Origin of the sequence: Rhodococcoides trifolii (assembly GCF_014635345.1) — a bacterium.
Lineage (GTDB): Bacteria > Actinomycetota > Actinomycetes > Mycobacteriales > Mycobacteriaceae > Rhodococcoides > Rhodococcoides trifolii.
Genome location: NZ_BMCU01000003.1, coordinates 346375 through 369160, shown reverse-complemented (window position 1 = coordinate 369160; position 22786 = coordinate 346375). Strand labels below are relative to the sequence as shown.

General features: G+C 66.9%; 18 protein-coding genes. 11 read left to right on the top strand and 7 right to left on the bottom strand.

Annotation, left to right across the window (positions count from 1 at the left end; all coding sequences use genetic code 11):
- The first annotated feature begins 44 nt into the window (after nucleotides 1-44).
- Nucleotides 45-1757 (top strand): FAD-dependent oxidoreductase, encoded by a 1713-nt coding sequence (locus tag IEW02_RS14955; protein ID WP_308933185.1) that lies wholly within the window; start codon nucleotides 45-47, stop codon nucleotides 1755-1757.
- Between the two features lie 20 nt (nucleotides 1758-1777).
- Complete coding sequence (gene guaA, locus IEW02_RS14950) at nucleotides 1778-3340, top strand: glutamine-hydrolyzing GMP synthase (protein WP_188545641.1); 1563 nt, start codon at nucleotides 1778-1780, stop codon at nucleotides 3338-3340.
- 15 nt (nucleotides 3341-3355) lie between these two features.
- On the opposite strand, the gene IEW02_RS14945 is transcribed toward guaA, so the two are convergent.
- Together IEW02_RS14945 and IEW02_RS14940 are read right to left on the bottom strand one after the other, a co-directional pair.
- A complete protein-coding gene (locus tag IEW02_RS14945) occupies nucleotides 3356-3571 on the bottom strand; it encodes a hypothetical protein (protein WP_188545640.1) in 216 nt (71 codons plus the stop codon).
- Nucleotides 3564-4754, bottom strand: coding sequence for a PspC domain-containing protein (locus IEW02_RS14940; protein WP_229746050.1), 1191 nt, complete (start codon nucleotides 4752-4754; stop codon nucleotides 3564-3566). The genes IEW02_RS14945 and IEW02_RS14940 overlap by 8 nt, the downstream gene beginning before the upstream one ends.
- A gap of 98 nt (nucleotides 4755-4852) precedes the next feature.
- On the opposite strand from IEW02_RS14940, the gene IEW02_RS14935 reads away from it, so the two are divergent.
- A complete protein-coding gene (locus IEW02_RS14935) occupies nucleotides 4853-6094 on the top strand; it encodes an ATP-binding protein (RefSeq protein ID WP_188545638.1) in 1242 nt (413 codons plus the stop codon).
- The gene (locus IEW02_RS14930; RefSeq protein WP_188545637.1) at nucleotides 6091-6738 is read left to right on the top strand and encodes a response regulator; all 648 of its coding nucleotides are present in this window, start codon (nucleotides 6091-6093) and stop codon (nucleotides 6736-6738) included. Before IEW02_RS14935 ends, IEW02_RS14930 begins: the two co-directional genes overlap by 4 nt.
- A gap of 274 nt (nucleotides 6739-7012) precedes the next feature.
- On the opposite strand, the gene IEW02_RS14925 is transcribed toward IEW02_RS14930, so the two are convergent.
- Nucleotides 7013-8209, bottom strand: coding sequence for a serine/threonine-protein kinase (locus IEW02_RS14925; RefSeq protein WP_229746049.1), 1197 nt, complete (start codon nucleotides 8207-8209; stop codon nucleotides 7013-7015).
- 148 nt (nucleotides 8210-8357) lie between these two features.
- On the opposite strand from IEW02_RS14925, the gene imuA' reads away from it, so the two are divergent.
- The 4 genes from imuA' (at nucleotide 8358) to IEW02_RS14905 (ending at nucleotide 12697) form a co-directional block, all read left to right on the top strand.
- On the top strand, nucleotides 8358-9062 hold the full coding sequence (gene imuA', locus IEW02_RS14920; RefSeq protein WP_188545635.1) for a DnaE2-dependent mutagenesis accessory factor ImuA': 705 nt from the start codon (nucleotides 8358-8360) through the stop codon (nucleotides 9060-9062).
- On the top strand, nucleotides 9059-10666 hold the full coding sequence (locus tag IEW02_RS14915) for a DNA polymerase Y family protein (RefSeq protein WP_188545634.1): 1608 nt from the start codon (nucleotides 9059-9061) through the stop codon (nucleotides 10664-10666). Before imuA' ends, IEW02_RS14915 begins: the two co-directional genes overlap by 4 nt.
- On the top strand, nucleotides 10663-11859 hold the full coding sequence (gene dinB / locus IEW02_RS14910) for a DNA polymerase IV (protein ID WP_188545633.1): 1197 nt from the start codon (nucleotides 10663-10665) through the stop codon (nucleotides 11857-11859). Before IEW02_RS14915 ends, dinB begins: the two co-directional genes overlap by 4 nt.
- A 91-nt stretch (nucleotides 11860-11950) precedes the next feature.
- Nucleotides 11951-12697, top strand: a complete 747-nt coding sequence (locus IEW02_RS14905; protein ID WP_188546138.1) for an alpha/beta fold hydrolase — start codon at nucleotides 11951-11953, stop codon at nucleotides 12695-12697.
- A gap of 4 nt (nucleotides 12698-12701) precedes the next feature.
- Here IEW02_RS14905 and IEW02_RS14900 read toward each other — a convergent pair whose 3' ends face one another.
- Genes IEW02_RS14900 through IEW02_RS14890 form a run of 3 tightly spaced genes read right to left on the bottom strand, consistent with a single transcriptional unit; the run spans nucleotide 12702 to nucleotide 17757 of the window.
- Nucleotides 12702-14696 carry an SDR family oxidoreductase gene (locus IEW02_RS14900; protein ID WP_188545632.1) on the bottom strand — a complete coding sequence of 665 codons (1995 nt, stop codon included), beginning with the start codon at nucleotides 14694-14696 and terminating at the stop codon, nucleotides 12702-12704.
- 24 nt (nucleotides 14697-14720) lie between these two features.
- Nucleotides 14721-16835, bottom strand: coding sequence for an MMPL family transporter (locus IEW02_RS14895; RefSeq protein ID WP_188545631.1), 2115 nt, complete (start codon nucleotides 16833-16835; stop codon nucleotides 14721-14723).
- Between the two features lie 10 nt (nucleotides 16836-16845).
- Nucleotides 16846-17757, bottom strand: coding sequence for an NAD(P)/FAD-dependent oxidoreductase (locus IEW02_RS14890; protein WP_188545630.1), 912 nt, complete (start codon nucleotides 17755-17757; stop codon nucleotides 16846-16848).
- Nucleotides 17758-17849: 92 nt separating this feature from the next.
- Between IEW02_RS14890 and IEW02_RS14885 the strand changes: the two genes are divergently transcribed.
- Complete coding sequence (locus IEW02_RS14885) at nucleotides 17850-21146, top strand: error-prone DNA polymerase (RefSeq protein WP_188545629.1); 3297 nt, start codon at nucleotides 17850-17852, stop codon at nucleotides 21144-21146.
- A gap of 16 nt (nucleotides 21147-21162) precedes the next feature.
- Here the strand turns inward: IEW02_RS14885 and IEW02_RS14880 are convergent, their stop codons facing one another.
- Nucleotides 21163-21627 (bottom strand): tRNA (cytidine(34)-2'-O)-methyltransferase, encoded by a 465-nt coding sequence (locus tag IEW02_RS14880; protein ID WP_188545628.1) that lies wholly within the window; start codon nucleotides 21625-21627, stop codon nucleotides 21163-21165.
- Nucleotides 21628-21659: 32 nt separating this feature from the next.
- Here IEW02_RS14880 and IEW02_RS14875 point away from each other — a divergent pair, with 32 nt between their 5' ends.
- The gene (locus IEW02_RS14875; protein ID WP_188545627.1) at nucleotides 21660-22508 is read left to right on the top strand and encodes a bifunctional methylenetetrahydrofolate dehydrogenase/methenyltetrahydrofolate cyclohydrolase; all 849 of its coding nucleotides are present in this window, start codon (nucleotides 21660-21662) and stop codon (nucleotides 22506-22508) included.
- 38 nt (nucleotides 22509-22546) lie between these two features.
- A complete protein-coding gene (locus IEW02_RS14870) occupies nucleotides 22547-22786 on the top strand; it encodes a DUF3017 domain-containing protein (RefSeq protein WP_188546137.1) in 240 nt (79 codons plus the stop codon).

The following is a 22786-nucleotide window of genomic DNA, read 5'->3' as shown; positions in this document are numbered from 1 at the left end:
GATTTTCGTGTTACTCGCCGGTACACATACGATAATCTGGCGTGATGAACGATTACGACGTGCTGGTCATCGGATCGGGCTTCGGCGGCAGTGTGACCGCGCTGCGGTTGGTGGAGAAGGGCTATCGGGTCGGTGTACTCGAAGCCGGACGCCGCTTCGAGGACTCGGAGATGGCCACCACCAGCTGGGACCTGAAGAAGTTTCTCTGGGCGCCCAAGCTCGGCTGCTTCGGGATCCAGCGCGTCCATCTGCTGCGTGACTGCCTGATCCTGGCCGGAGCGGGGGTCGGCGGCGGGTCGCTGAACTACGCGAACACCCTGTACCAGCCACCGAAGTCGTTCTTCGACGACACGCAGTGGGCGCACATCACCGACTGGCACGGCGAGCTGACCCCGCACTACGAGCAGGCGCAGCGCATGCTCGGCGTGGTGCAGAACCCGCACATGACGCCGGCGGACCACGTGATGAAGTCCGTGGCCGACGACATGGGCGTCGGTGACACGTTCATCCAGACTCCGGTCGGCGTGTTCTTCGGCGACGAGCCCGGCAAGACCGTTCCGGACCCGTACTTCGGCGGAGCCGGCCCCGACCGCACCGGGTGCATCGAGTGCGGCGAGTGCATGACGGGGTGTCGTCACGGCGCCAAGAACACGCTTCTCAAGAACTACCTGGGTCTGGCCGAGCGGGCCGGAGCTGACATCGTCCCGATGACCACCGTGACCGACCTGCGCGAGCAGCCCGACGGGTCGTGGAGGATCGACACCGAGCGCACCGGGTCGTGGATTCGCAAGGGACGCAAGACCTTCACCGCCGACAACGTCGTCCTGGCCGCAGGAACCTGGGGAAGCCAGCAGCTTCTGCACCGTCTCAAGGACGAGGGCAGCCTGCCCCGTCTGTCCCCGAAACTGGGTGAGCTCACCCGCACCAATTCCGAGTCCATCGTGGGCGCGGGGAAGATGAAGGTCGATCCGAACGTCGACCTGACCAGAGGCGTCGCCATCACCTCCTCGTTCCACCCCACCAGCGACACCCACATCGAGCCGTGCCGCTACGGCAAGGGATCGAACGCGATGGGTCTTCTCCAGACGCTGATGACCGACGGCGGCGGGCGGGTTCCGCGGTGGATGCGGTTCCTCGGTGTTGCGCTACGTCATCCTCTGCTGTTGGTGAGGATGCTCAGCGTCAAGGACTGGAGTCAGCGCACCATCATCGCTCTCGTGATGCAGAACCTGGACAACTCGATCACCACCTACACCAAGCGAGGACCGTTCGGTCGCCGCGTCACCTCTAAACAGGGTCACGGACAACCGAACCCGACGTGGATTCCGGCCGGCAACGACGCGACCCGTCGCATCGCGAAGAAGATCGACGGTGTCGCAGGTGGAACGTGGGGTGAGGTCTTCAACATTCCGCTCACCGCGCACTTCCTCGGTGGTTGCGTCATCTCCGAGGACGCGGCGCACGGTGTCATCGACCCCTACCACCGCGTACACGGTTACCCGACGCTGAGCATCGTCGACGGCTCGGCGGTGTCGGCCAACCTCGGCGTGAACCCCTCGCTCACGATCAGCGCGCAGGCCGAGCGGTCGGCAGCGCTGTGGCCGAACAAGGGTCAGGAAGATCTGCGCCCCGCGCAGGGGCAGCCCTACCGCCGCCTCGACCCCATCGCACCGCGCAGCCCGGCCGTGCCGGCAAGTGCGCCGGCAGCGCTGCGACTTCCGATCGTGGAGATCAGGTCGTCGGCGCCGGTGGCGTGAGCGCTCTCTAGACTGACCGCGTGACCGACACAGCGCCGCAAGCTCCCGTTCTCGTCGTCGACTTCGGCGCGCAGTACGCGCAACTGATCGCCCGACGGGTTCGTGAGGCGCGGGTGTTCTCCGAAGTCGTTCCGCACACGATGTCCGTTGCGGAGATCGCCGCGAAGAAACCTGCCGCCGTGGTGCTGTCGGGCGGACCGTCCAGCGTCTACGCCGACGGTGCGCCGCAACTCGATCCGGCCCTGTTCGACCTCGACATCCCGGTGTTCGGCATCTGCTACGGCTTTCAGGCGATGGCGGGCGCGCTGGGAGGAACGGTGAGCCACACCGGGACTCGTGAATACGGCCGCACCGAACTGGACGTGACCGGCGGGACACTGCACAACGGGTTGCCGTCGACGCAGCCGGTGTGGATGAGCCACGGTGACGCGGTCACCGCAGCACCCGACGGCTTCGAGGTCGTCGCGACCAGTGCAGGCGCCCCGGTCGCCGCGTTCGAGAACCGTGCGCGCCGCCTCGCGGGCGTGCAGTACCACCCCGAGGTGATGCATTCGCCCCACGGTCAACAAGTACTCAGCCGGTTCCTCCACGAGATCGCCGGTATCGAACCGACGTGGACCGCCGCCAACATCGCGGACGCGTTGGTCGAGCAGGTGCAGGCGCAGGTCGGCGACGGTCGAGCCATCTGCGGCCTGTCCGGGGGCGTCGACTCCGCGGTGGCGGCCGCCCTCGTGCAGCGCGCCATCGGTGACCGTCTGACGTGTGTGTTCGTCGACCACGGTCTCCTCCGCGCCGGTGAGCGTGAGCAGGTGCAGCAGGACTTCGTCGCCGCGACTGGTGCCAGGTTGGTCACCGTCGACGCCGTCGACAAGTTTCTGGGTGATTTGGACGGCGTGAGCGACCCCGAGACCAAGCGCAAGATCATCGGCCGCGAGTTCATCCGGGCGTTCGAAGGAGCTGTCACCGAAGTGCTCGGCGAGGCCGAGGGCACCGTCGACTTCCTGGTGCAGGGAACGCTGTATCCGGACGTCGTAGAGTCCGGCGGCGGCGCGGGCACGGCGAACATCAAGAGCCACCACAACGTCGGCGGGCTGCCCGAGGACCTGGAGTTCTCGCTGGTCGAACCCCTGCGCCTCCTGTTCAAGGACGAGGTCAGGGCCGTGGGCCGCGAACTCGGACTGCCCGAGGACATCGTGGGTCGTCAGCCGTTTCCCGGCCCTGGCCTCGCGATTCGCATCGTCGGCGCCGTCACCCCGGACCGGCTCGCCACCCTGCGCCAGGCAGACGCGATCGTGCGCGAGGAGCTGACCGCCGCGGGCCTCGACGGCCAGATCTGGCAGTGTCCGGTGGTCTTGTTGGCCGACGTTCGCAGTGTGGGCGTGCAGGGCGACGGCCGAACTTACGGGCATCCGATCGTGTTGCGGCCGGTGTCGAGCGAGGACGCGATGACCGCGGACTGGACGCGGGTGCCCTACGAAGTTCTCGAACGTATCTCCACTCGGGTGACGAACGAGGTCTCGGAGGTGAACCGGGTGGTGCTCGACGTCACGAGCAAGCCACCCGGCACCATCGAATGGGAGTGACCAGCGGATAGAAGTTCAGTCGCGGTGCCGTCGTCCGATCATCGGCGCGAGCACCAGGCCCAGGCCGATCACCACCGCCGCCACCACGAGGATCCAGCCGATCTGCACCGTTCCGACGGCGTTCAACGGATTCCGCTGCAGTAGTGCACTCACGGAGACCACCATCGCGGCGATCCCGGCGAGCAGAAGCAAGACCGACGGACGCTTCTTGGTTTCCGGTCGTTCAGTCACGGTGCACCTCCACGTCTCCGAGCGAGTTGTCGATCGTCAGCGTCAGCAACGGACCGCTGGTCTGCGCCGAATCGCCGGTGAGGCAGTCGGTGTCGCCGAGTCCGGACGTGCACACCGCGCGCACGTTCATTGTCTTCGGGACGTCCACCTTCACGTCTCCCGCCCCGGAACTGATTGCAACGGTTCGATCGGTGGTGAGGGTCAGATCGGTGAGATCGAGCGTCAGGTCACCGAGACTCGACGAGTACGACGGCAGAAGTTCCGACATGGTGGCGGGAGTGAAGTCCTGGTCCCCGACAGAGGAGCGGTCGAAGTCGGACGAATCGACTGCGCCGGTCAGAATGACGAATCCCGCGAGCGGAGTCGCGACGATCAGCAACCCGTATCCGCGCCGGAAGAATGCGCCGACAAGCAAGCCGGTGGCGATCACGGCCAAGCCGACGGCGGCAACGCGGACAGGATCCCAGTCGGTACCCGACCCGACGGCGGCGGTGACGGCGGAGGCGATGATCGCCAGTCCGATGACCACCGAGGTGAAGTGCGACTTCTTCTCGGCCTTCGGGGCGACGGGCGGCGGGCCGGACGGATCGGGCAGATCCCAGGCGAACGGAGCCACACCGAGCGGATCCCATGCCGGAGGTTTCTTCTGCAGGTCGACGGGCTGCGCCCGCTGGTCGGCGACATATGCCTTCGGCAGCGTCGAGTAGGGGCCCCACTGGGTCGTCGTGGTGACCGCAGTGGTGGCGGGGAGCACCGGCACGGTGGGTGGAACCGGTGTGCGCTGGTGCAGCAACCACCAGCCCCCGAGCATGAGAGCGATCGACACCGGGCCCGATCCGCCGAGGCCGACTCCGAGGGCCACCAGTGAAACGGCCAGCGCGACAGCCAGTACGACGGCGGCGGTGTTGGTGCCGGACGTTCGTCCGCGACCGAAGAGGCCGTCGGCCGGGGAGAACTGCTCACCGGGTTTGGTGAACGTCAGCCAGCACGCGATGTAGAGCGCAATACCGGTGCCGCCGAACACCGTTGCCACGGCGAACGCGACTCGCACGATCACCGGATCGATGCGATAGCGGTAACCGATACCGGCGGCGACACCGGCGACCGGTCCCTGGTCGGGGAGTCGGACCGGCCGAGTGCGCCACAACTCGGCCGCCTGATCGGGGATAGTCGGATTGGTCATGGACACATCCTGAACCCGAGGTGCGACGGCGCGCATCGGGTGAAACCCTGATCTTTCACCCCGATGCCCTTCGGGACTTTTCGTGTCAGTATCGAAACGTGCCCTCCGCCTCACTGGTTTCCTACCCGACGCCGACGCTGACCCGTCGCGCCGGCGGTCGAGTCGTGGCCGGGGTGTGCGGCGGTATTGCCGACCACCTCGGGGTCGACGTGTTCAAGGTGCGCCTCGTGTTCGCGGTGCTCTCGGCTCTCGCGGGGGCAGGTATTGCCGCCTACGGTGCCCTGTGGATCTTCACCTCGGCCGGCTCCGACACGGTGAGACCCACTGCGGCCGAACGGCAACGGGCCTACGGCCTGGCCGCCATCGGTATCGGGCTCGCCGTTGCGCTCGGGTGGGTGCTGAGCGATCTCACGTCGTCCTTCCTGGGTCCGATCGTGGTGGTGACGATCGGTGTCGCCCTGGTCTGGCGCGAATTCGATTCCGCCGGAACACGTTCCGCAGCCGTCCCTACCAAGCGCACCTCGGTCTTGGGTTGGGCGCGCATCGCGTCCGGTGCCACCCTCGTCGTGATCGGTCTGGCCGTGGTGGTTCTGGCCCGTGTCGACATCGCGTCTCTGCGGTCGTCGTTGTTGGCCGTGGTGGTCACGCTGGTCGGTGCCGGCCTGCTGACCGTCCCGCTCTGGATGCGGTTGTGGCAAGCGCTCGGTGCCGAGCGCGCAGCCCGCATTCGCAACGACGAACGTGAGGAGATCGCTTCGCACCTACACGATTCGGTGTTGCAGACCCTCGCTCTCATTCAGAAGCAATCCGACCGCCCGGCCGAGGTTGCGCGACTGGCGCGCAGTCAGGAACGCGAGCTGCGTCGGTGGTTGTTCGGCGGGAGCGAGGCCGACCACTCGTCTCTCACCCGTGCGCTGGCAACCATCGCAGGAGAGGTGGAAGACCACTACGCGGTCACCGTCGACCCGGTCACCGTCGGCGACGTGAATCTCGAGGAGTCGGAGGAACATTCGGGCCTGAGCAGGGAGGCCCTCACAGCCGTGTTGGGGGCGACCCGCGAAGCTCTGGTGAATGCGGCCAAGCATTCGGGCAGCACCACCGTCGATCTGTTCGCCGAGGTCGAGCCGGAGCAGGTCTCGGTGTTCGTGCGCGACCGCGGCACCGGCTTCGCCGTCGACGAAGTCCCCACGGACCGGCAGGGGTTGGCGAAATCGGTGCGCGCGCGCATCGAGCGGCGCGGCGGGTCCGTCGAGGTACGCTCCACCCTCGGACGCGGCACGGAGATCAGAATGTTCATGCCGCGCACGCACGATCACCGGACGGAGGATCAGAGCGCGTGAGTGAACGGTTGTCGGTGTTTCTCGTGGACGACCACGCGGTGTTCCGGTCGGGGGTGCGGGCCGAACTCGGCCGCGAACCCGACATCGACGTCGTCGGCGAGGCAGGTGCCGTCGCAGAAGCTGTGCGCGGAATCGACGCGACGAAACCTGACGTCGTCCTTCTCGACGTGCACATGCCCGATGGCGGCGGTGTCGCGGTGCTCTCCGGAATCGCCGACGGGCCGGTGTGCTTGGCGCTCAGCGTGTCCGACGCCGCCGAGGACGTGATCGCGGTGATTCGGGCGGGGGCCCGCGGGTACGTCACCAAGACCATTTCCGGTGCCGAACTCGCCGACGGGGTTCGCCGAGTTGCCGGGGGAGACGCGGTGTTCGGTCCGCGTCTGGCCGGTTTCGTGCTCGACTCCTTCACTGGAAAGTCGGCGGTTCCCGAGCCGCCCCTGGACCCCGAACTGGACTCGCTGACGCCACGCGAACTCGAGGTTCTCCGGTTGCTCGCCCGCGGATACACCTACCGCGAGATCGCCGAAGATCTGGTGATCTCGATCAAGACGGTCGAGACACACGCGTCCAACGTTCTGCGAAAGACGCAGCAGTCCAACCGAAATGCCCTCACGAGGTGGGCGCATACCCGTCGGATCGATTGACGCCACCCCGACCGACCCGGTGGTGTCGGGCTGGATCTGCGCGGGTCCAGTCATCTAGGCCCGATGGATGGAAGAAGCGCCGGAACTACAACGGTCCCAGTGGAACCCCGGTCGAGGAGATCACACGGTGGAACATCGGAGGACCGACCGAACGATCGGCACAGCTCGTCACGGAACTGTTCGTGGCCCGATGGCCCGTGCGAACTGGTCGAATACGTCCCCGCGGTGACGTGAGGACAGGTAACGAACGCTGAGGCCGAGGGAAAGCCCGTCGTCAGAGAGCAAACAGCAGAACGATCAGCAGGATCACGGCCACCACCGCGATCGCCACGTACACGGGGGTCTGCGACTTCTTACGCGCCGGCTCGAAAGCCGGTGGGGCATACCGCGTCTTGGGCTTGGCGGTCTCGCTCGCGTCACCGGGTCGCGGCACCCGATCGAGAGGCGTTCCCTCGTTGGCCGCCGGAAGGCCTGTCATCGTCTGTCCGTGAATGCGCTCGGCTCGGCGGGTGGTGGAGCCCGCGCCGCGTGCTCCGCGGCGCGCCCAGAACGGGACGGCGCCGTCCGCTCCGCGCAGCGGCTGATTGAGCACCGAACTCGGGCTGCCGTTCTTGCCGACGGCCAGGGTGACGAGACGTTGACGCACCTGCTCCATGCTCGGGCGCCTTGCCGGGTCGGGTTCGAGCATATGCAGCAACGTCGCCGTCATCGCCCCGCTGCGACGCGGGGGAGTGATGCGTGCGCCCGCAACCTTGTGCAGCAAAGCGATGGAGTCCGAGTCCACGCCGAACGGCGGCTGGCCCTCCGTGGCGGTGTAGAGCGTCGCGCCGAGGGAGAACACGTCCGAGGCTTCGGTGGGATCCGCGCCGCGTGCCACCTCGGGAGCGAAGTAGGCCGGCGTTCCGGTGATGACGCTGCTGTTCTCCTCGTGGGTGTCGTTCTTCGCCCGGGAGATGCCGAAATCGCTGATCTTCACCATGCCGATGCCGCTCCCACGATCGGCGATGAGGATGTTGCCCGGCTTGATGTCGCGGTGCACGATGCCGGCGGCATGCGCGGCCGTGAGCGCATCGGCGACCTGAGCGCCGATCTGGATGACCTCGTCGGGTGGAAGCGACTCGGTGATGTTCAGGGCCATGGCGAGGCTGCGGGAGGGCAGGTACTCCATGATGAGCCACGGCTCGCCGCTGTCGAGTGCCACGTCGTGCATGGCGATGGCGTGCGGGTTGGCGAGCTGAGCTGCGATACGGCCCTCGCGCATGGCTTGTTCGCGGATCGCCTTGGCGGCGTCGGGAGTCAGGTCCGCGGTCGATGTCGCCTGCTTGACGGCCACCTTGCGGCTGAGGAGGGTGTCGACCGCCAGCCAGACCGCACCCATGCCGCCACCACCGAGTTTCGAGTCCAATCGATATCGCCCGGCAAGAAGGTAGTCCGGTCCGACGACCGCCCGCGCACGCTGTTGCTCCGTCACAGTGCCGAGGTTATCCCGGGTGATTTCCGGCTGTCTTGACGACGGAACGGGGAGCGGCTTTACTGTGAGATGTGTTCGAACAAGCGTTCGAATGCAGGGCGGGAAGGCCGGAAACCGGTCGTGATCGTGCGCGTCGAATGGAGTGATCATGCCGGTTCAAGTGGACTTCGAGATGCTCGAGGGTCTGTCCCGAACCGAGCGTGTCGAGCATATTCGTCGCCGGATCGCCTCGTCGCCGACCGCCGAGAAATCCGTTCTGCCGGTGCCCTCCGCGCTGGCCTCTCTGCTGCCGCACGGCGGTCTGGTGCGCGGGTCGGTGGTGTCGGTATCGGGTGCGGGGTCGCTGTTGGTGGGGATGCTCGCGTCCGTCACCGGGTCGGGACGGCACGCCGCGGTGATCGGGTGCCCGCGGCTCGGTCTGCTCGCCGCCACCGAACACGGCGCCGATCTCTCCCGCTGCGCCTGGATCCCCGATCCCGGTGACGATCCCGTGGAGATCGCGGCCGTTCTGCTCGACGGTCTCGATCTGGTCGTCCTCGGCCTCGGGGGCGCCTCGGTTCCGCCGTCGCGAACCCGAGCGGTGATCGCACGCGCCCGGAACAAGGGGTCGACGCTCATCGTCACCGACGGACAGTGGGACGGCGCGGAACTGCGTCTCGATGCGCGGGTGGACGGATACGGCGGTCTCGGCGCAGGCAACGAGGTGGGGCACGGCCGGGTGCGGTCGCTGCGTCTGGCAGTGCAGGTGTCGAGCCGGTCGTCGCAACCCCGCATCGGTCATTTCGACGTGGCGTCCGCGGGCGGCCGCGTCGAGTGGACCGAGAACCGACGTCCACAGCTTGCCGCGATATGACCGCCTCTTCTCGTGTTGCCGCGCCCTCTCGTGTTGCCGCGCCCTCTCGTGTTCTTGCGCTGTGGTGCCCGGACTGGCCTGCGGTGGCTGCGGCAGCCGCCGCGAGCCTGCCCGCGTCCGCTCCGGTGGCGGTGATCGCGGTGGGCCGCGTGATCGCCTGTTCCGCCACGGCGAGAACGGACGGCGTTCGCCGCGGGTTGCGCAAGCGTGAGTCGCAGGCGCGCTGCCCGGATCTGTATGTGGCACAGGCGGACCCGGATCGGGACGCCCGGCTCTTCGAACCCGTCGCCGCCGCGGTGGACGAGGCCGTTCCCGGCATCGAGGTGCTGCGACCCGGTCTTCTGGTGCTCCCGGCGCGAGGGGCCACCCGGTACTTCGGTTCCGAGGACGCGGCGGCCGAGCGGTTGGTCGACACGGTGGCGGCCGCCGGCGTCGAGTGCCAGGTGGGTATCGCCGACGAGTTGTCCACCGCGGTCATCGCGGCGCGACACGGAGTTCTGGTTCCCCGCGGTGCGGGCGCGCAGTTCCTCGCCCCGCTGCCGGTGGAGGAGCTGTCCGCCGAACCCAGCCTGGCCGCGCCGGAGCGTGTCGAACTGGTGGATCTGCTCAAACGGCTCGGCTTGCGCGCCATCGGTGATTTCGGCGCGCTGTCCCCGGTCGACGTGGCGTCGCGGTTCGGGACGGACGCAGTGGCCGCGCATCGCAGTGCCCGCGGCGAGTCGGAGCGTCCTCCGTCGGCTCGGGTCCTTCCCCCGGATCTGGACGTCGAGTACCTGTGCGACCCGCCCATCGATCGGGTCGACGCGGCGGCGTTCGCCGGTCGCGCCTTGGCCGAGAAGCTGCACATCACCCTCTCCGCCGCGACCGTCGCCTGTACTCGGTTGCTGGTTCAGGCGAAAACAGCCAACGGAGAACATCTTTCGCGAACCTGGCGCTGCGCGGAACCGTTGACCCCCGAGGGCACGGCGGACCGGGTGCGGTGGCAGCTCGACGGGTGGCTCACCGGACGCAGCGAGAACAAGCCCACGGCAGGCATCACCGTGCTGCGGCTGGAACCGGTCGAGGTGGTGTCCGCCGGCGCCCTGCAGCTGGGCCTGTGGGGCGGCGTCGGCGACGAGGACGAACGCGCCCGCCGCGCGTTGGTTCGTGTCCAGGGTCTGCTCGGGGGCGACGCCGTTCAGGTGGGTGTGCTCAGCGGGGGACGCGGCCCGGCGGAACGAATCACGTTGCTGCCGTTGGGTGACGAGCTGGTTCCCGAGGCCGACCCGACCGCGCCGTGGCCCGGACGGTTGCCGGAACCGTCGCCCACCGCGCTGATGCCGTCGCGGCCGGAGGTGACGATGACGGGTACGTCCGAGCAGTCGGTGCACGTCACAGAGCGCGGCGGCTTCGACAGTGTCCCGGCTCGGGTGCGTTGGGGCAAGAAGGACTGGGCGCTGCACGGCTGGGCAGGACCGTGGTCCGTGGACGAGCGGTGGTGGGACATCGGTGCCACGTCGTCGGCGCGGCAGATCGCCCGCGCGCAGGTTCTGCTCGAGGACACCAGGGCGTTGCTGCTCGTCTACGACACCGGACGCTGGTTCGTGGAAGGAATCTACGAATGACCCGCGCTTCCGAGGCAACCGTGCTGCACGCAGATCTCGACGCGTTCTACGCCTCCGTCGAGCAGCGTGACGACCCGAGACTGCGGGGACGGCCCGTCATCGTGGGTGGCGGTGTGGTGCTCGCAGCGAGTTACGAAGCCAAGGCCTATGGGGTCAAGACCGCCATGGGTGGGCGCCAGGCACTGCAGTTGTGCCCCCACGCCATCGTGGTTCCGCCGCGCATGTCCGCCTACTCGCAGGCGAGCAAGGACGTGTTCGCGGTGTTCCACGACATCACCCCGCTCGTCGAAGGCATCTCGATCGACGAGGCGTTTCTCGACGTCGCGGGTCTGGCCCGATTGTCGGGAAGCCCCGTCGACATCGCCGCTCGATTGCGGAAAATGGTTGCGGACCAGGTCGGTCTGCCGATCACGGTCGGCATCGCGCGCACCAAGTTCCTGGCGAAGATCGCCAGTGCCGTCGCCAAGCCGGACGGGTTGCTCGAGGTACCGCCCGACGGCGAGCTGGCCTTCCTGCATCCGCTTCCCGTCGAACGGATGTGGGGCGTCGGCAAGATCACGGCCGAGAAACTGCACGCGCAAGGTATCCGAACCATCGGTGATCTGGCCGCGCACCGCGAGGGGGCGTTGTCGGCCGTTCTCGGCAAAGCCGCGGGCGGGCATCTCCACGCGCTGTCCCACGGGGTCGACCCGCGGCCTGTGCACACACGTCGGCGCCGCAAATCGGTCGGCGCGCAGCATGCGCTGGGGCGCAACCCGACGTCCGCCGAGGACGTCGACGCCTCGCTCACCGCTCTGGTCGATCGAGTGACGCGGCGCATGCGCACCGCCGGCAGGGTGGGCCGCACGGTCACCCTCCGACTGCGATTCGACGACTTCACCCGCGCCACACGGTCCCGTACCGTTTCCCGGTCGACGGCCGAGACTCAGGTCGTCCTGAACGCGGCGCGAGGACTACTGGAGGCCGCGACACCCACCATCGAGGCCAAGGGCATCACGCTGATCGGGATCGCCGTGTCCAACATCGAAGACGACGCGAACCTGCAACTCGAGCTGCCGTTCGACACGGTGAACCCACTCTCGCTCGACTCCGCGTTGGACAGTGTTCACGACAAGTTCGGGTCGACAGCGTTGACACGAGGTGTCCTGCTCGGGCGCGATCCCCACCTCACCGTCCCGATGCTCTCGGACTGATCGATTCCGGCCGGCCTCCGGCCTACCCGCAGATCGATTCCGGCCGGCCTCCGGCCTACCCGCAGACCCACTACCCTCGGAACTCGTGCACATGATCGAGGCGACTCACATCGTCGACGGACAACCGATGGCCTTCCGCGATTCCGGAGGAGACGACCCGGTTCCCGTCGTCCTGGTGCACGGCATGGGAGGGGACGGATACACCTGGGATCGTCTCGCGGGGGACCTCGTCGGCCACGGTCGTCGAGTGATCGTTCCGGACCTGCGTGGACACGGACGCAGCGCGCATACCGCCTCATACGAATTCGCCGAGTTCGGTAAGGACATCGAGCGCCTGGTCGACCACCTGGGTGTGGACCGGTTCGACATCGTCGGACACTCTCTCGGTGGCTACGCCAGCTCGCTCGTCGCGCAGTGGAGGCCGTCCGCGGTGCGCCGACTGGTGATCGAGGAGTCGCCGCTGCCCATCTCGCCGGGCGATCCGCCGCCCACGATCACCAACCGGTTTCCAACGGTCCGCGAGTTGATGCACGCCACCACCAGTGCGTTACGGCACCCGAGGGCAGTTCTGGCGTTCGACCGTTCCATGACGTCGTCGGCGCTGGCGCAGTTCAGAACGCCGAACGCCGAGTGGTGGCACGCGTTGCGGCGCATCGAGGCAGAGACCCTGGTGGTCGTCGGCGGCCCGTCCGGAATGATGGACCCGACACGACTAGTCGCGATGAGCACCGGCATCGCGCACTGCGAGGTGGTCACCATTCCCATCGGGCACAGCGTGCACCGCGACGGTTACGACCGGTTCGAGGCGGCCGTCGTTCCCTTCCTGATGCGGGGCTAGCTCGTCACCAGTGTGTGCCGGGCACCAGGCGACCCAGACGGCGTGCCAGTTTGGGAACCTTGATCTCCTTGGCGTGCACCGGTTTCGCCGACTTACTGTCGGTGGAAGCCTCACCCTTCGCGGCCGCCGAGTCGTCGAACGCACGGAAGAACTGATGCATCACGCGGTCCTTCGCGCGAGGGTTCACCATCGCTCCCCACTCACCGAGGGTGCCCAACGGCACGTCGATTCGCTTGGGTCGCTCGACCAGAGCCCGAATCACCATGGCAGCGGCCTTTTCCGGTGTGGCGATCGGCCCGGCGTTGCCGTCCTCGGTCGGTGCGATCATGGGCGTGTCCACGAGCGGCATGTGAATGGTGGTGAACGTGATGCCGTCGCCCAGGGTCTCGGCTGCGGCTACTTCGGTGAACCCGTCCAAGGCGGACTTGCTGCCCACGTACGCGGCGAACCGCGGCGTGTGCCCCTGAACGGCGGCACTGGAGATGTTGACGACGTGGCCGTATTTTCGCTCGGTCATGTGGGGGAGCAGCGCCAGAATCAGCCGGACCGCCCCGAAGTAGTTCACCGCCATCGTTCGTTCGAAGTCGTGGAGCCGATCGGTGGAGCGCAGCAACGATCGACGGATGGATCGCCCGGCGTTGTTGACGAGCATGTCGACGTGATCGTGTTCCGCCAGAATGGCTTTCACCGTCGAATCGACGGACTCGGAATCGGTGATGTCACAGACGTACCCGTACGCCGTTCCGCCGAACGCCCTGATGTCCTGCACGGTCTTCTCCAACTCGTCACCGCTGCGAGCGAGCAGAAACAGGACGGCGCCCTTGCGTGCTGCGGCGATGGCCGTCGCTCTGCCGATGCCGGACGACCCGCCGGTGACGAGGATGTGGCGCCCCATCAGTGGCCCCGCCGGATTCTGCCGACGTGCGCGGAGAGGATCGAGATTCTCGGTCCAGTAGGCCCACAGCGCCGGAGCGTAGGAGCCGAAGTCCGGTACGTCGATTGCCTTTCCGCGCAGTGCATCTCGCGTCTCGCTGGTGTCGAAGTCGAACGGAAACGTGAGTTTGTCGGCCATCACCGAAGGAATCCCGAATTGACGCAGCGCGACCTTGCGCACCGCCGCCACGCGCGGATTCCTCGACCGCAGAAAGGCGTCTGCAGGTTTTCCCGGCAGGTTTGCGCGCGCATCCGGGGCGCCCGCGGCGCGGGCGAGAGCGGAATACACGTCGCGAATCTGTTGCGGCCGAGCCGAACCCAAGTGGAATGTCCGTCCGTCGAGACCGGGCTCGAGGGCCAGTGCGGCAATCGCTGCGGTGACGTAGTCCACCGGAACGATGTTCGTGGACCCCAGGGCCGGGACGGCCATCGGAAAACCCTTGGGCAACTTTGCGAGTGCAGCGATCATCCCGAACAGGTAGTACGGACCGTCGATCTTGTCGATCTCGCCCGTCACCGAATCGCCGACCACCGCCGAGGGGCGATAGATCCGCCACGTGAGTCCGGCGCTCTCTCGCACCAGCTTCTCCGCCTCGAACTTGGTGCGGTGATACGGCGTCGGGAACTGTTGTCCGCGTTCGAAATCCGATTCCCGGAAGGTTCCCGTCGTGTCACCGGCGACGGCGATGGTCGAGACGTGGTGCAGGGTGGCGCCCGTGGCCAGGGCCACGTCGATCACGGCGCGGGTTCCGTCGACGTTGGTGGCGGCCTGTTCCTCGCCGGCGCGCAGGTCGTAGACGGCGCCGAGGTGGATCACGTGGTCGAGTCGATCCGGTAGGTCGCCGGGAGACAGTCCGAGGCCGGGTGCGGTGAGGTCGCCGATCACGGCGGTGATGCGAGGGTCCGAGGGAACGCGGGAGGCGGAGGCCGCCCTCACCAGCACGTGGACGTGGGCGTCGGGTGCTCGCTCGAGCAGCTGCGCCAGCACTCCTCGACCGAGAAATCCTGTCCCACCGGTCACGAACACGTTCGTCTCCGACCGGCCTCCGGCCTTCCCGCCACTCATGGCGACAACTTACTCCAAAGTAAGCTAGTGACCGATGCCCACCTTGGAGTGGATGCGCTTCATCCACGCCGGTGCCCACCAGTTGGCGTCACCCATGAGTTTGACCAGCGACGGAACCAGCAGCATGCGGATGATCGTGGCGTCGATGATCAGCGCCAGGATCATGCCGACGCCCAGGAATCGCATGATCGACAGACCGGAAATGGTGAACGCGCCGGTCACGATGATCAGGATCAGAGCCGCCGCCGTCACGATGCGGCCGGTCCGCTGCGTCCCGACCTTGACCGCTTCCTCGGTGCTGGCGCCCTGATTGCGAGCCTCGACCATCCGGGACATCAGGAACACCTCGTAGTCCGTCGATAATCCGAACACGACGGCGAGGATGAGCACCACGAACGTCGCCTCCAGCGGTGCCGGTGAAACGCCCAGCAGACCCGCACCGTGGCCTTCCTGGAACACGAACGTCAACACGCCGAACGTGGACGCCATGCTCAGCGCCGCCATCAGAACGGCCTTGACCGGCAGCACCACCGAGCCGAACGCGAGGAACAGCAACACCAGGGTGGAGATCACCATGATGGCAATCATCACCGGCAGCCACGTGGTGATGGCGTGGTTGCTGTCGAGCAGGAGTGCTGCGCTGCCGCCCACTTCGATGTCGGTGCCTGCCGGCGCCTGCAGAGCGCGCAGGCTTCGCACCACGTCCTGGGTTGCAGCCTGGTCGGCGCCTTCGCTGTAGATCGCCTGGAGAACGACGAAATCGTCTTTCGCCGTAGTGAATTGGACGCTGTTCACGCCCTCGACAGCTCTCATCTCGTTGGTCGCAGCGCTGATGGCTGCGCCGTCGGGCCGCGTGCCGTCGCCCTGCAGCACGACGACGGCACCGTCGCCCGTGCTGGGGAAGTCCGCGGCCAGTGTCTCGAAGGCAATACGCGCAGGATCGCTGGACGGTAGCGCCTTGTAGGAAGCATCACCCAGCTTCACCCCGAGCAGCGGGAACGCCAGCACCAGTAGGCCTACGACGATGACGGTGGCGACGGCGACGGGACGGCGCATCACCCGGGTGACCACGGCGCCCCAGAATCTCTGAGCGCGTTCCTCGCCTCGATCGGACGCCGTGCGGGACCACGTGATCGCGTTGATGCGGTGGCCCAGAATGGCCAGAACGGCAGGGACCGCGGTCAGTGACAGGATCGCGGCGCACGCTACCGCGGCCATGGCGCCGTACCCGAGCGAACGGATGATCGCCTGCGGAAAGACCAGCATTCCGGCGAACGCGCAGATCAGCAGCAACCCCGAGAACGCGATGGTCCGCCCGGCGGTGAGGACGGTTCGGATCGCGGCCTCGGACGGGTCGGCCCCCGTTCTGAGTTCTTCCCGGAACCGGCTGACGATGAACAATCCGTAGTCGATCGCCAGGCCCAACCCGAGCAGGGAGGCGACGTTGATGGCGAAGGAACTGATGTCGGTGAAATAGGTGAAGGCGTGCAGAACCGCCAGTGCGCCCAGAACGGACAGGGCTCCGACGACGACGGGAACCAAGGCAGCGACCAGACCGCCGAAAATGAACACGAGCAGGATCAACGTGATCGGAATGGCGATCAATTCGGCGCGCACCAAATCGTCCTGCAGCGTGGTGTTCAACGAGACGGCGACGACGGACTGTCCCGCGAACTCGGCCTGGACACCTGGGACCTCGAGCTTGGTCAGCAGATCGCCGAACGTTGCGAGCGTGACGCCCGTGTTGTCGCCGAGTGTGATCGCTGCCAGACCCATGGTGCCGTCGTTCGAGACCAGTAGCGGCTTCTCGAGGGCAGTGGCGGTCCAATAGGACGTGACCTTGGCAGGCTCGATGTCGCTTTGGAACGTGTTCAAGGTCTGCTCGACGGCGCTGCCGATCGACTCGAGCGACTGCCCGTCGGGGGCCTTGTAGATGGCAACGATGTCGGGAGTGGCCGTTCCGAGATCCGCCACCTTCAGCGCGACCTGCGCGGACTCGCTGTTCAGGTCGACGTAACCGCCGGACCCCAGTTTTCCGAAGACGCCGAGACCCCAGATGCCGCTGATCACGACGATCAGAACGGCAGTGGTCAGTACCCACCATTTACGTCCGACGGCGAATGCGGCCCAGCGTGTCATGCCGATAATCCTAAGTGTCTGCAGCTATCTGCTTTCCCAACGCGGTACCGGACATCCAGGCGCTTTCGACGCGCGGAGAACCGCTGGGGCACCACTGGTCGCCGGCGAAACCGATGATTCGCCCGTTCTCCCTCGAGTACCCGAAAGACGACTCGTGCTGTGCCGCGGGCTTGGCGAACGTCCATCTGTGGGCGTGGGTCCACACGGGATCGGCCACGTCGAGAACGTCTTTCAGTGCCCTCAGAACCGGGTCGATCGCGCTCTGCGGGTCGTCGAGATGCTTACCTGCCCGCTCCGCCGTGGTGTGTGCGACCAGAACCGGCGCACCGTCTCCGCGACGCGCACCGTCGTCGGCGACGAAGTTGATGTCGGGGTGATCGTTGACGAACGCCGCATTCTCGAACGGCCATGCGCGCGAGCCGAATTCGGCAACAACGGCGATGACGGGGTCGTAGTCGACCGCATCCGGAACGCTGACGAGTCGTGCTGCCTGAGGGTCCGGCATCGCGATCACCACGTCACCGTCGGGAAGGTGGTCGATGGTCTCGGTGACGACGTCGAACCCGTCGAGGAGAGATCGCACCAACGACCGCAATCCGTTCGCCGTGGCCCAGCGCATCGGGCCGGTCTTGGTCTCCGGGTCGGAACCGGCCGCGACGACGCCGAACGTGTCCGTCCACTCGTGCGCCAGGCCGGCCTTCGCCCAGCCGTCGACGATCGAGGCGAAACCGTCGTCCTTGACGGTGAAGTACCCGGCGCCGGTGTCGACCCGTCTGCCGTGCAGTTCGGGGGAGGCCATGCGTCCACCCGGCGCCCTGCCACGGTCGACGATGCGGACCGCGAGGCCGGCGTCGCGCAGCGCGACTGCGCACGCGGCTCCGGCGATTCCTGCACCGACGACGGTGACGTGTGGGGTTGTCATGGCTCCACTACTACCCGACGAGATTGCTGCGTGTCGGTGCCGCGGTGTCTAATGGGAACAAGTGTTCGAACACATCAGGAAAGTGGTGCTCGGTGGGGTGGAACGACGGTCCTCCGACCTGGACGGAGATGGAACGCGTTCTGTCCGGTCGTCCCGGCCGAGTCGTCGATCCGCTGGCGGGAGACGGCGGTGACAGTCCGGCCTGGTCCCGCAAACGGGCGGAGTATCGCGGTTCCGTCGAACCCAACGAACCCGTGTCCGTGCCCTACGCAGAACTGCACGCCCATTCGGCGTTCAGCTTCCTCGATGGTGCCTCCCTGCCCGAGGAGATGGTCGAGGAAGCGGCCCGGCTGGGTCTGGAAGCCATCGCCCTCACCGATCACGACGGCATGTACGGCGTGGTGCGTTTCGCCGAAGCCGCGCGTGAGCTCGGCATGCGCACGGTGTTCGGATCGGAGCTCTCGCTGGGCAACGGTGGGTTCTCCGATCCGCGCACCGGAACACCCGATCCCGGTGGCGACCATCTGCTGGTTCTCGCCCGCGGGCAGGAGGGGTACCGGCGGCTGTCGCGGGAAATCGCGACTGCACACATGGCCGGCGGAGAGAAGGGCAAGCTCCGCTACGACCTGGATCGGCTCACCGACGCCGCGGGCGGGCACTGGCAGATCCTGACCGGGTGCCGCAAGGGAAGTGTGCGCCGGGCCCTGGCCGAGAACGGTTCGGTCGGGGCCGAAAGGGCCCTCGCGGAGCTCGTCGACCGATTCGGATCGGATCGGGTGGCGGTGGAGCTGACACGGCACGGCGTTCCCGAGGACGACGAGCGTAACGACGTTCTCGCGCACCTTGCCGGGAAATTGGACCTGCTCACGGTTGCCACCACGGCAGCGCACTATGCGGAACCGAGCCGGCGCCGGCTCGCGATGGCCATGGCGTCCGTGCGCGCTCGGCGCAGCCTCGACGATGCAGCGGGATGGTTGGCACCTCTGGGCGGGGCGCATCTGCGATCCGGGGCGGAGATGGAGACGCTGTTCGCGCGATATCCCGGTGCGGTGGCGGCAGCAGCGCAGCTCGGCCGAGACTGTGCGTTCGATCTGCATCTGATCGCTCCGCAGTTACCGCCCTTCGACGTACCGGAGGGGCACACCGAGATCAGTTGGCTGCGCGAGATCACCCTGCGCGGCGCAGAAGTCAGGTACGGTCCGCCGCAGTCGAATCCGGCCGCTTATCGGCAGATCGAGCACGAGTTGCGCACGATCGAGGGGTTGGACTTTCCCGGGTACTTCCTCGTCGTCCACGACATCGTCACGTTCTGCAAAGAGAGTCGCATCCTGTGCCAGGGTCGAGGGTCGGCCGCGAACTCCGCCGTGTGTTACGCCATCGGCATCACCAACGTCGATCCGGTCAAGAATGCGCTGTTGTTCGAACGCTTCCTGTCCGTGGAGAGGGACGGGCCACCCGACATCGACGTCGACATCGAATCGGACCGCCGCGAGGAAGCGATCCAGCACGTCTACGCCAAGTACGGACGGGACTACGCGGCGCAGGTCGCGAACGTGATCACCTACCGCGGCAAGTCGTCGGTGCGAGACATGGCTCGCGCGTTGGGTTTCTCGCAGGGGCAGCAGGATGCGTGGAGCAAGCAGATCGATCGGTGGTCCAGCAAAGGGCATCCGAAGGTCGACAACGACATTCCTGCGCCGGTGCTCGATCTCGCCGCACAGATCGAGAACTTCCCGCGCCACCTCGGAATTCACTCCGGCGGAATGGTGATCTGCGATCGTCCGATCGCCGACGTGTGCCCGGTCGAGTGGGCACGGATGGAGAACCGGAGCGTTCTGCAGTGGGACAAGGACGACTGTGCCGCAGTCGGTTTGGTCAAGTTCGACATGCTCGGGCTCGGAATGCTCTCGGCGTTGCACTACATGATGGACATGGTCGAGGAGCACAAGGGCATCACGGTCGATCTGGCGCAGCTGGACCTGTCCGAGATCGCGGTGTACGAGATGCTGCAACGTGCGGACTCGGTGGGCGTGTTCCAGGTGGAGTCGCGAGCGCAGATGGCAACGCTGCCTCGGCTCAAGCCCCGCGAGTTCTACGACCTCGTCGTCGAGGTCGCGCTGATCCGCCCCGGACCCATCCAGGGCAACTCGGTGCACCCGTACGTCAAGCGTCGCAACGGACTCGAAGAAGTCACCTTCGATCATCCGTCTCTGGAGAACGCCCTCAAACGCACACTGGGGGTGCCGCTGTTCCAGGAACAGCTCATGCAGATGGCGGTGGACGTCGCCGGGTTCTCGGCAACCGAAGCAGATCAGCTCCGTCGAGCAATGGGATCCAAGCGCAGTCCCGAGAAGATGGAACGGCTCCGCAGCCGGTTCTACGACGGCATGCGCGACCTGCACGGCATCACCGGGCAGAAGGCGGACCGAATCTTCGACAAGCTCTACGCCTTCGCCAATTTCGGCTTCCCCGAAAGCCATTCGCAGAGTTTCGCGGCGCTGGTGTTCTACTCGTCCTGGTTCAAGCTGCACCATCCGGCGGCGTTCTGTGCCGGACTGCTGCGCGCACAACCGATGGGGTTCTATTCGCCGCAGTCGTTGGTCGCCGACGCGCGACGGCACGGTGTGCCGGTCCACGGACCCGATGTGAACGCCAGCCTCGCCGAGGCGACGGTCGAAGCCGGGGGAAACGAGGTACGCCTCGGCCTGGCGGACGTACGCAACGTCGGGAAGCCGTTGGCGGAGAGGATCGTCGACGCGCGCGCGACCGGCGGTGCGTTCACGAGCTTCCTCGATCTCACCGGCCGGATCGAACTGTCCGTGGCGCAAGCAGAATCGTTGGCAACGGCCGGTGCTCTCACCTGTTTCGGGGTGACGCGCCGAGAAGCGCTGTGGGCGGCGGGAGCCGCCGCGGCGGAACGGCCCGATCGGCTGCCCGGGCTCGGTGCGTCCACACGCTCACCGTCGCTTCCCGGTATGAGCGCGTGGGAGCTGGCCGCCGCCGACATCTGGGCAACCGGAGTCTCACCCGATACCTACCCCACCCAGTTCCTGCGCTCACGGCTCGACGAGATGAAGGTGGTGCCGGCCAACCGTCTGCTGAGCGTCACCGACGGAGACCGGGTTCTGGTGGCGGGGGCGGTGACACATCGACAACGTCCCGCGACGGCCGCCGGCGTCACGTTCATCAACCTCGAGGACGAGACGGGAATGGTCAACGTGGTGTGCTCGATCGGCCTGTGGTCCAAGTACCGCAAGCTTGCGCAGCTGTCCACGGCGCTGTTCGTGCGAGGCAAGGTGCAGAACGCCGAGGGCGCGGTCACGGTGGTGGCCGATCAGCTCGAGGCACTGGATCTGCGAGTGATTCTGCGGTCCCGAGACTTCCGATGACCGTCAGCAGCGGCGGTCAGACTCCGCCGTCGAAGCCGATCTGGCGCCACGCCTCGTACATGACGATCGAGGCGGCGTTCGCCAGGTTCAGCGATCGGCGGCCCGGCACCATGGGGATGCGCACCCGGTCCGTCACATGGCTGTCGCTCAACACTTCCGGAGCGAGCCCGGTGGGCTCGGGACCGAACAGCAGGACGTCTCCCCGCCGGTATTCGAGCGACGCGTACGAGGTGTCGGCGTGTGCGGTGAAGGCGAACACACGATCCGGGGCCAGTGCAGTCCACGCCGACTCGAGGTCGTCGTGCACGGTCACCGACGCAAGATCGTGGTAGTCCAACCCTGCCCGGCGCAGTTTCGGCTCGGACAGATCGAATCCCAGCGGGCGCACCAGGTGCAGTTCGCACCCGGTCACGGCAGCCAAGCGGATCGCGTTTCCGGTGTTCTGCGGAATGCACGGTTGGTGGAACATCAGTCGAAACACCGGTCCAGAGTGCCATGTGAAAAACTCGTCCCGTGACCGCGCTGCGACTCGATGGCAAACTGACCCGCGACGAAATCTTCGTCGATCTGACCGCGCGGGTCGCTGCGCTGCGCGAGCAGGGCATCACGCCCGGGCTGGGCACCGTTCTCGTCGGGGACGACCCCGGCTCGGCTGCCTACGTGCGCGGTAAGCACAACGACTGCGCGAAAGTCGGTATCGAGTCCATTCGACGCGACCTCCCCGCCGACGTGTCGTCGGACGAACTCGACGCCGTCATCGACGAACTCAACGCCGATCCTGCGTGCACCGGCTACATCGTGCAGCTGCCGTTGCCGAAACACCTCGACGAGAACCGTGCTCTCGAGCGCGTCGACCCCGAGAAGGACGCCGACGGTCTGCACCCGGTCAACCTCGGCCGACTGGTGTTGGGCGCGACCGGTGCGCTGCCGTGCACTCCGCGCGGCATCGTGCACCTGCTCCGCCGATACGAGGTCCCGATCGACGGCGCACACGTCGTGGTGATCGGACGTGGCGTGACGGTGGGCCGGCCGATGGGGCTGATCCTCACGCGCCGCAGCGAGAACGCAACAGTGACGTTGTGCCACACCGGAACTCGCGATCTGGCCGCTGAGGTCTCTCGGGCCGACATCGTGATCGCGGCGGCCGGGGTTCCGGATCTGATCACTGCCGACATGGTCAAGCCCGGTGCCGCGGTGATCGACGTGGGCGTGAGCCGCACCGACGCCGGACTGCGCGGGGACGTCGCCGCCGATGTCGCCGAGGTGGCGGGTTTTCTGTCCCCGAACCCGGGTGGCGTCGGACCGTTGACGCGCGCATTCCTGTTGACCAACGTGGTCGAACGGGCAGAACCTCAGCTGTGAGGCGTCAGGGCGTGGTCGGCCGCAGCATCCCGGTCGTCATGGTGCTGGCGATCATGGCGGCGGCGGCCGTGCTCGTCCTGGCGGACCGGTGGCGCCGAGGATCGTTGCTGTTCGGTGTCGCCATCGTGTTCGCGGCACTGCTTCGGTTGTGTCTTCCGTCGGACCGCGTCGGCATTCTGGCCGTGCGCTCCCGTGCGTTCGACACGGTGTCACTCGCCGCCGTCGGTGGCGCGATCGTGTGGTTGTCGATCTCGATCGACCCTCTGGGTACGGGCTGA

Bases quoted from the DNA above. Each gene is read 5' to 3' on its own strand.
- IEW02_RS14955 (WP_308933185.1), top strand. From the start codon at position 45: ATGAACGATTACGACGTGCTGGTCATCGGATCGGGCTTCGGCGGCAGT.
- IEW02_RS14940 (WP_229746050.1), bottom strand. From the start codon at position 4,754: ATGACCAATCCGACTATCCCCGATCAGGCGGCCGAGTTGTGGCGCACT.
- imuA' (WP_188545635.1), top strand. From the start codon at position 8,358: ATGCCGGTTCAAGTGGACTTCGAGATGCTCGAGGGTCTGTCCCGAACC.
- IEW02_RS14915 (WP_188545634.1), top strand. From the start codon at position 9,059: ATGACCGCCTCTTCTCGTGTTGCCGCGCCCTCTCGTGTTGCCGCGCCC.
- dinB (WP_188545633.1), top strand. From the start codon at position 10,663: ATGACCCGCGCTTCCGAGGCAACCGTGCTGCACGCAGATCTCGACGCG.
- IEW02_RS14905 (WP_188546138.1), top strand. From the start codon at position 11,951: ATGATCGAGGCGACTCACATCGTCGACGGACAACCGATGGCCTTCCGC.
- IEW02_RS14900 (WP_188545632.1), bottom strand. From the start codon at position 14,696: ATGAGTGGCGGGAAGGCCGGAGGCCGGTCGGAGACGAACGTGTTCGTG.
- IEW02_RS14895 (WP_188545631.1), bottom strand. From the start codon at position 16,835: ATGACACGCTGGGCCGCATTCGCCGTCGGACGTAAATGGTGGGTACTG.
- IEW02_RS14890 (WP_188545630.1), bottom strand. From the start codon at position 17,757: ATGACAACCCCACACGTCACCGTCGTCGGTGCAGGAATCGCCGGAGCC.
- IEW02_RS14870 (WP_188546137.1), top strand. From the start codon at position 22,547: ATGGTGCTGGCGATCATGGCGGCGGCGGCCGTGCTCGTCCTGGCGGAC.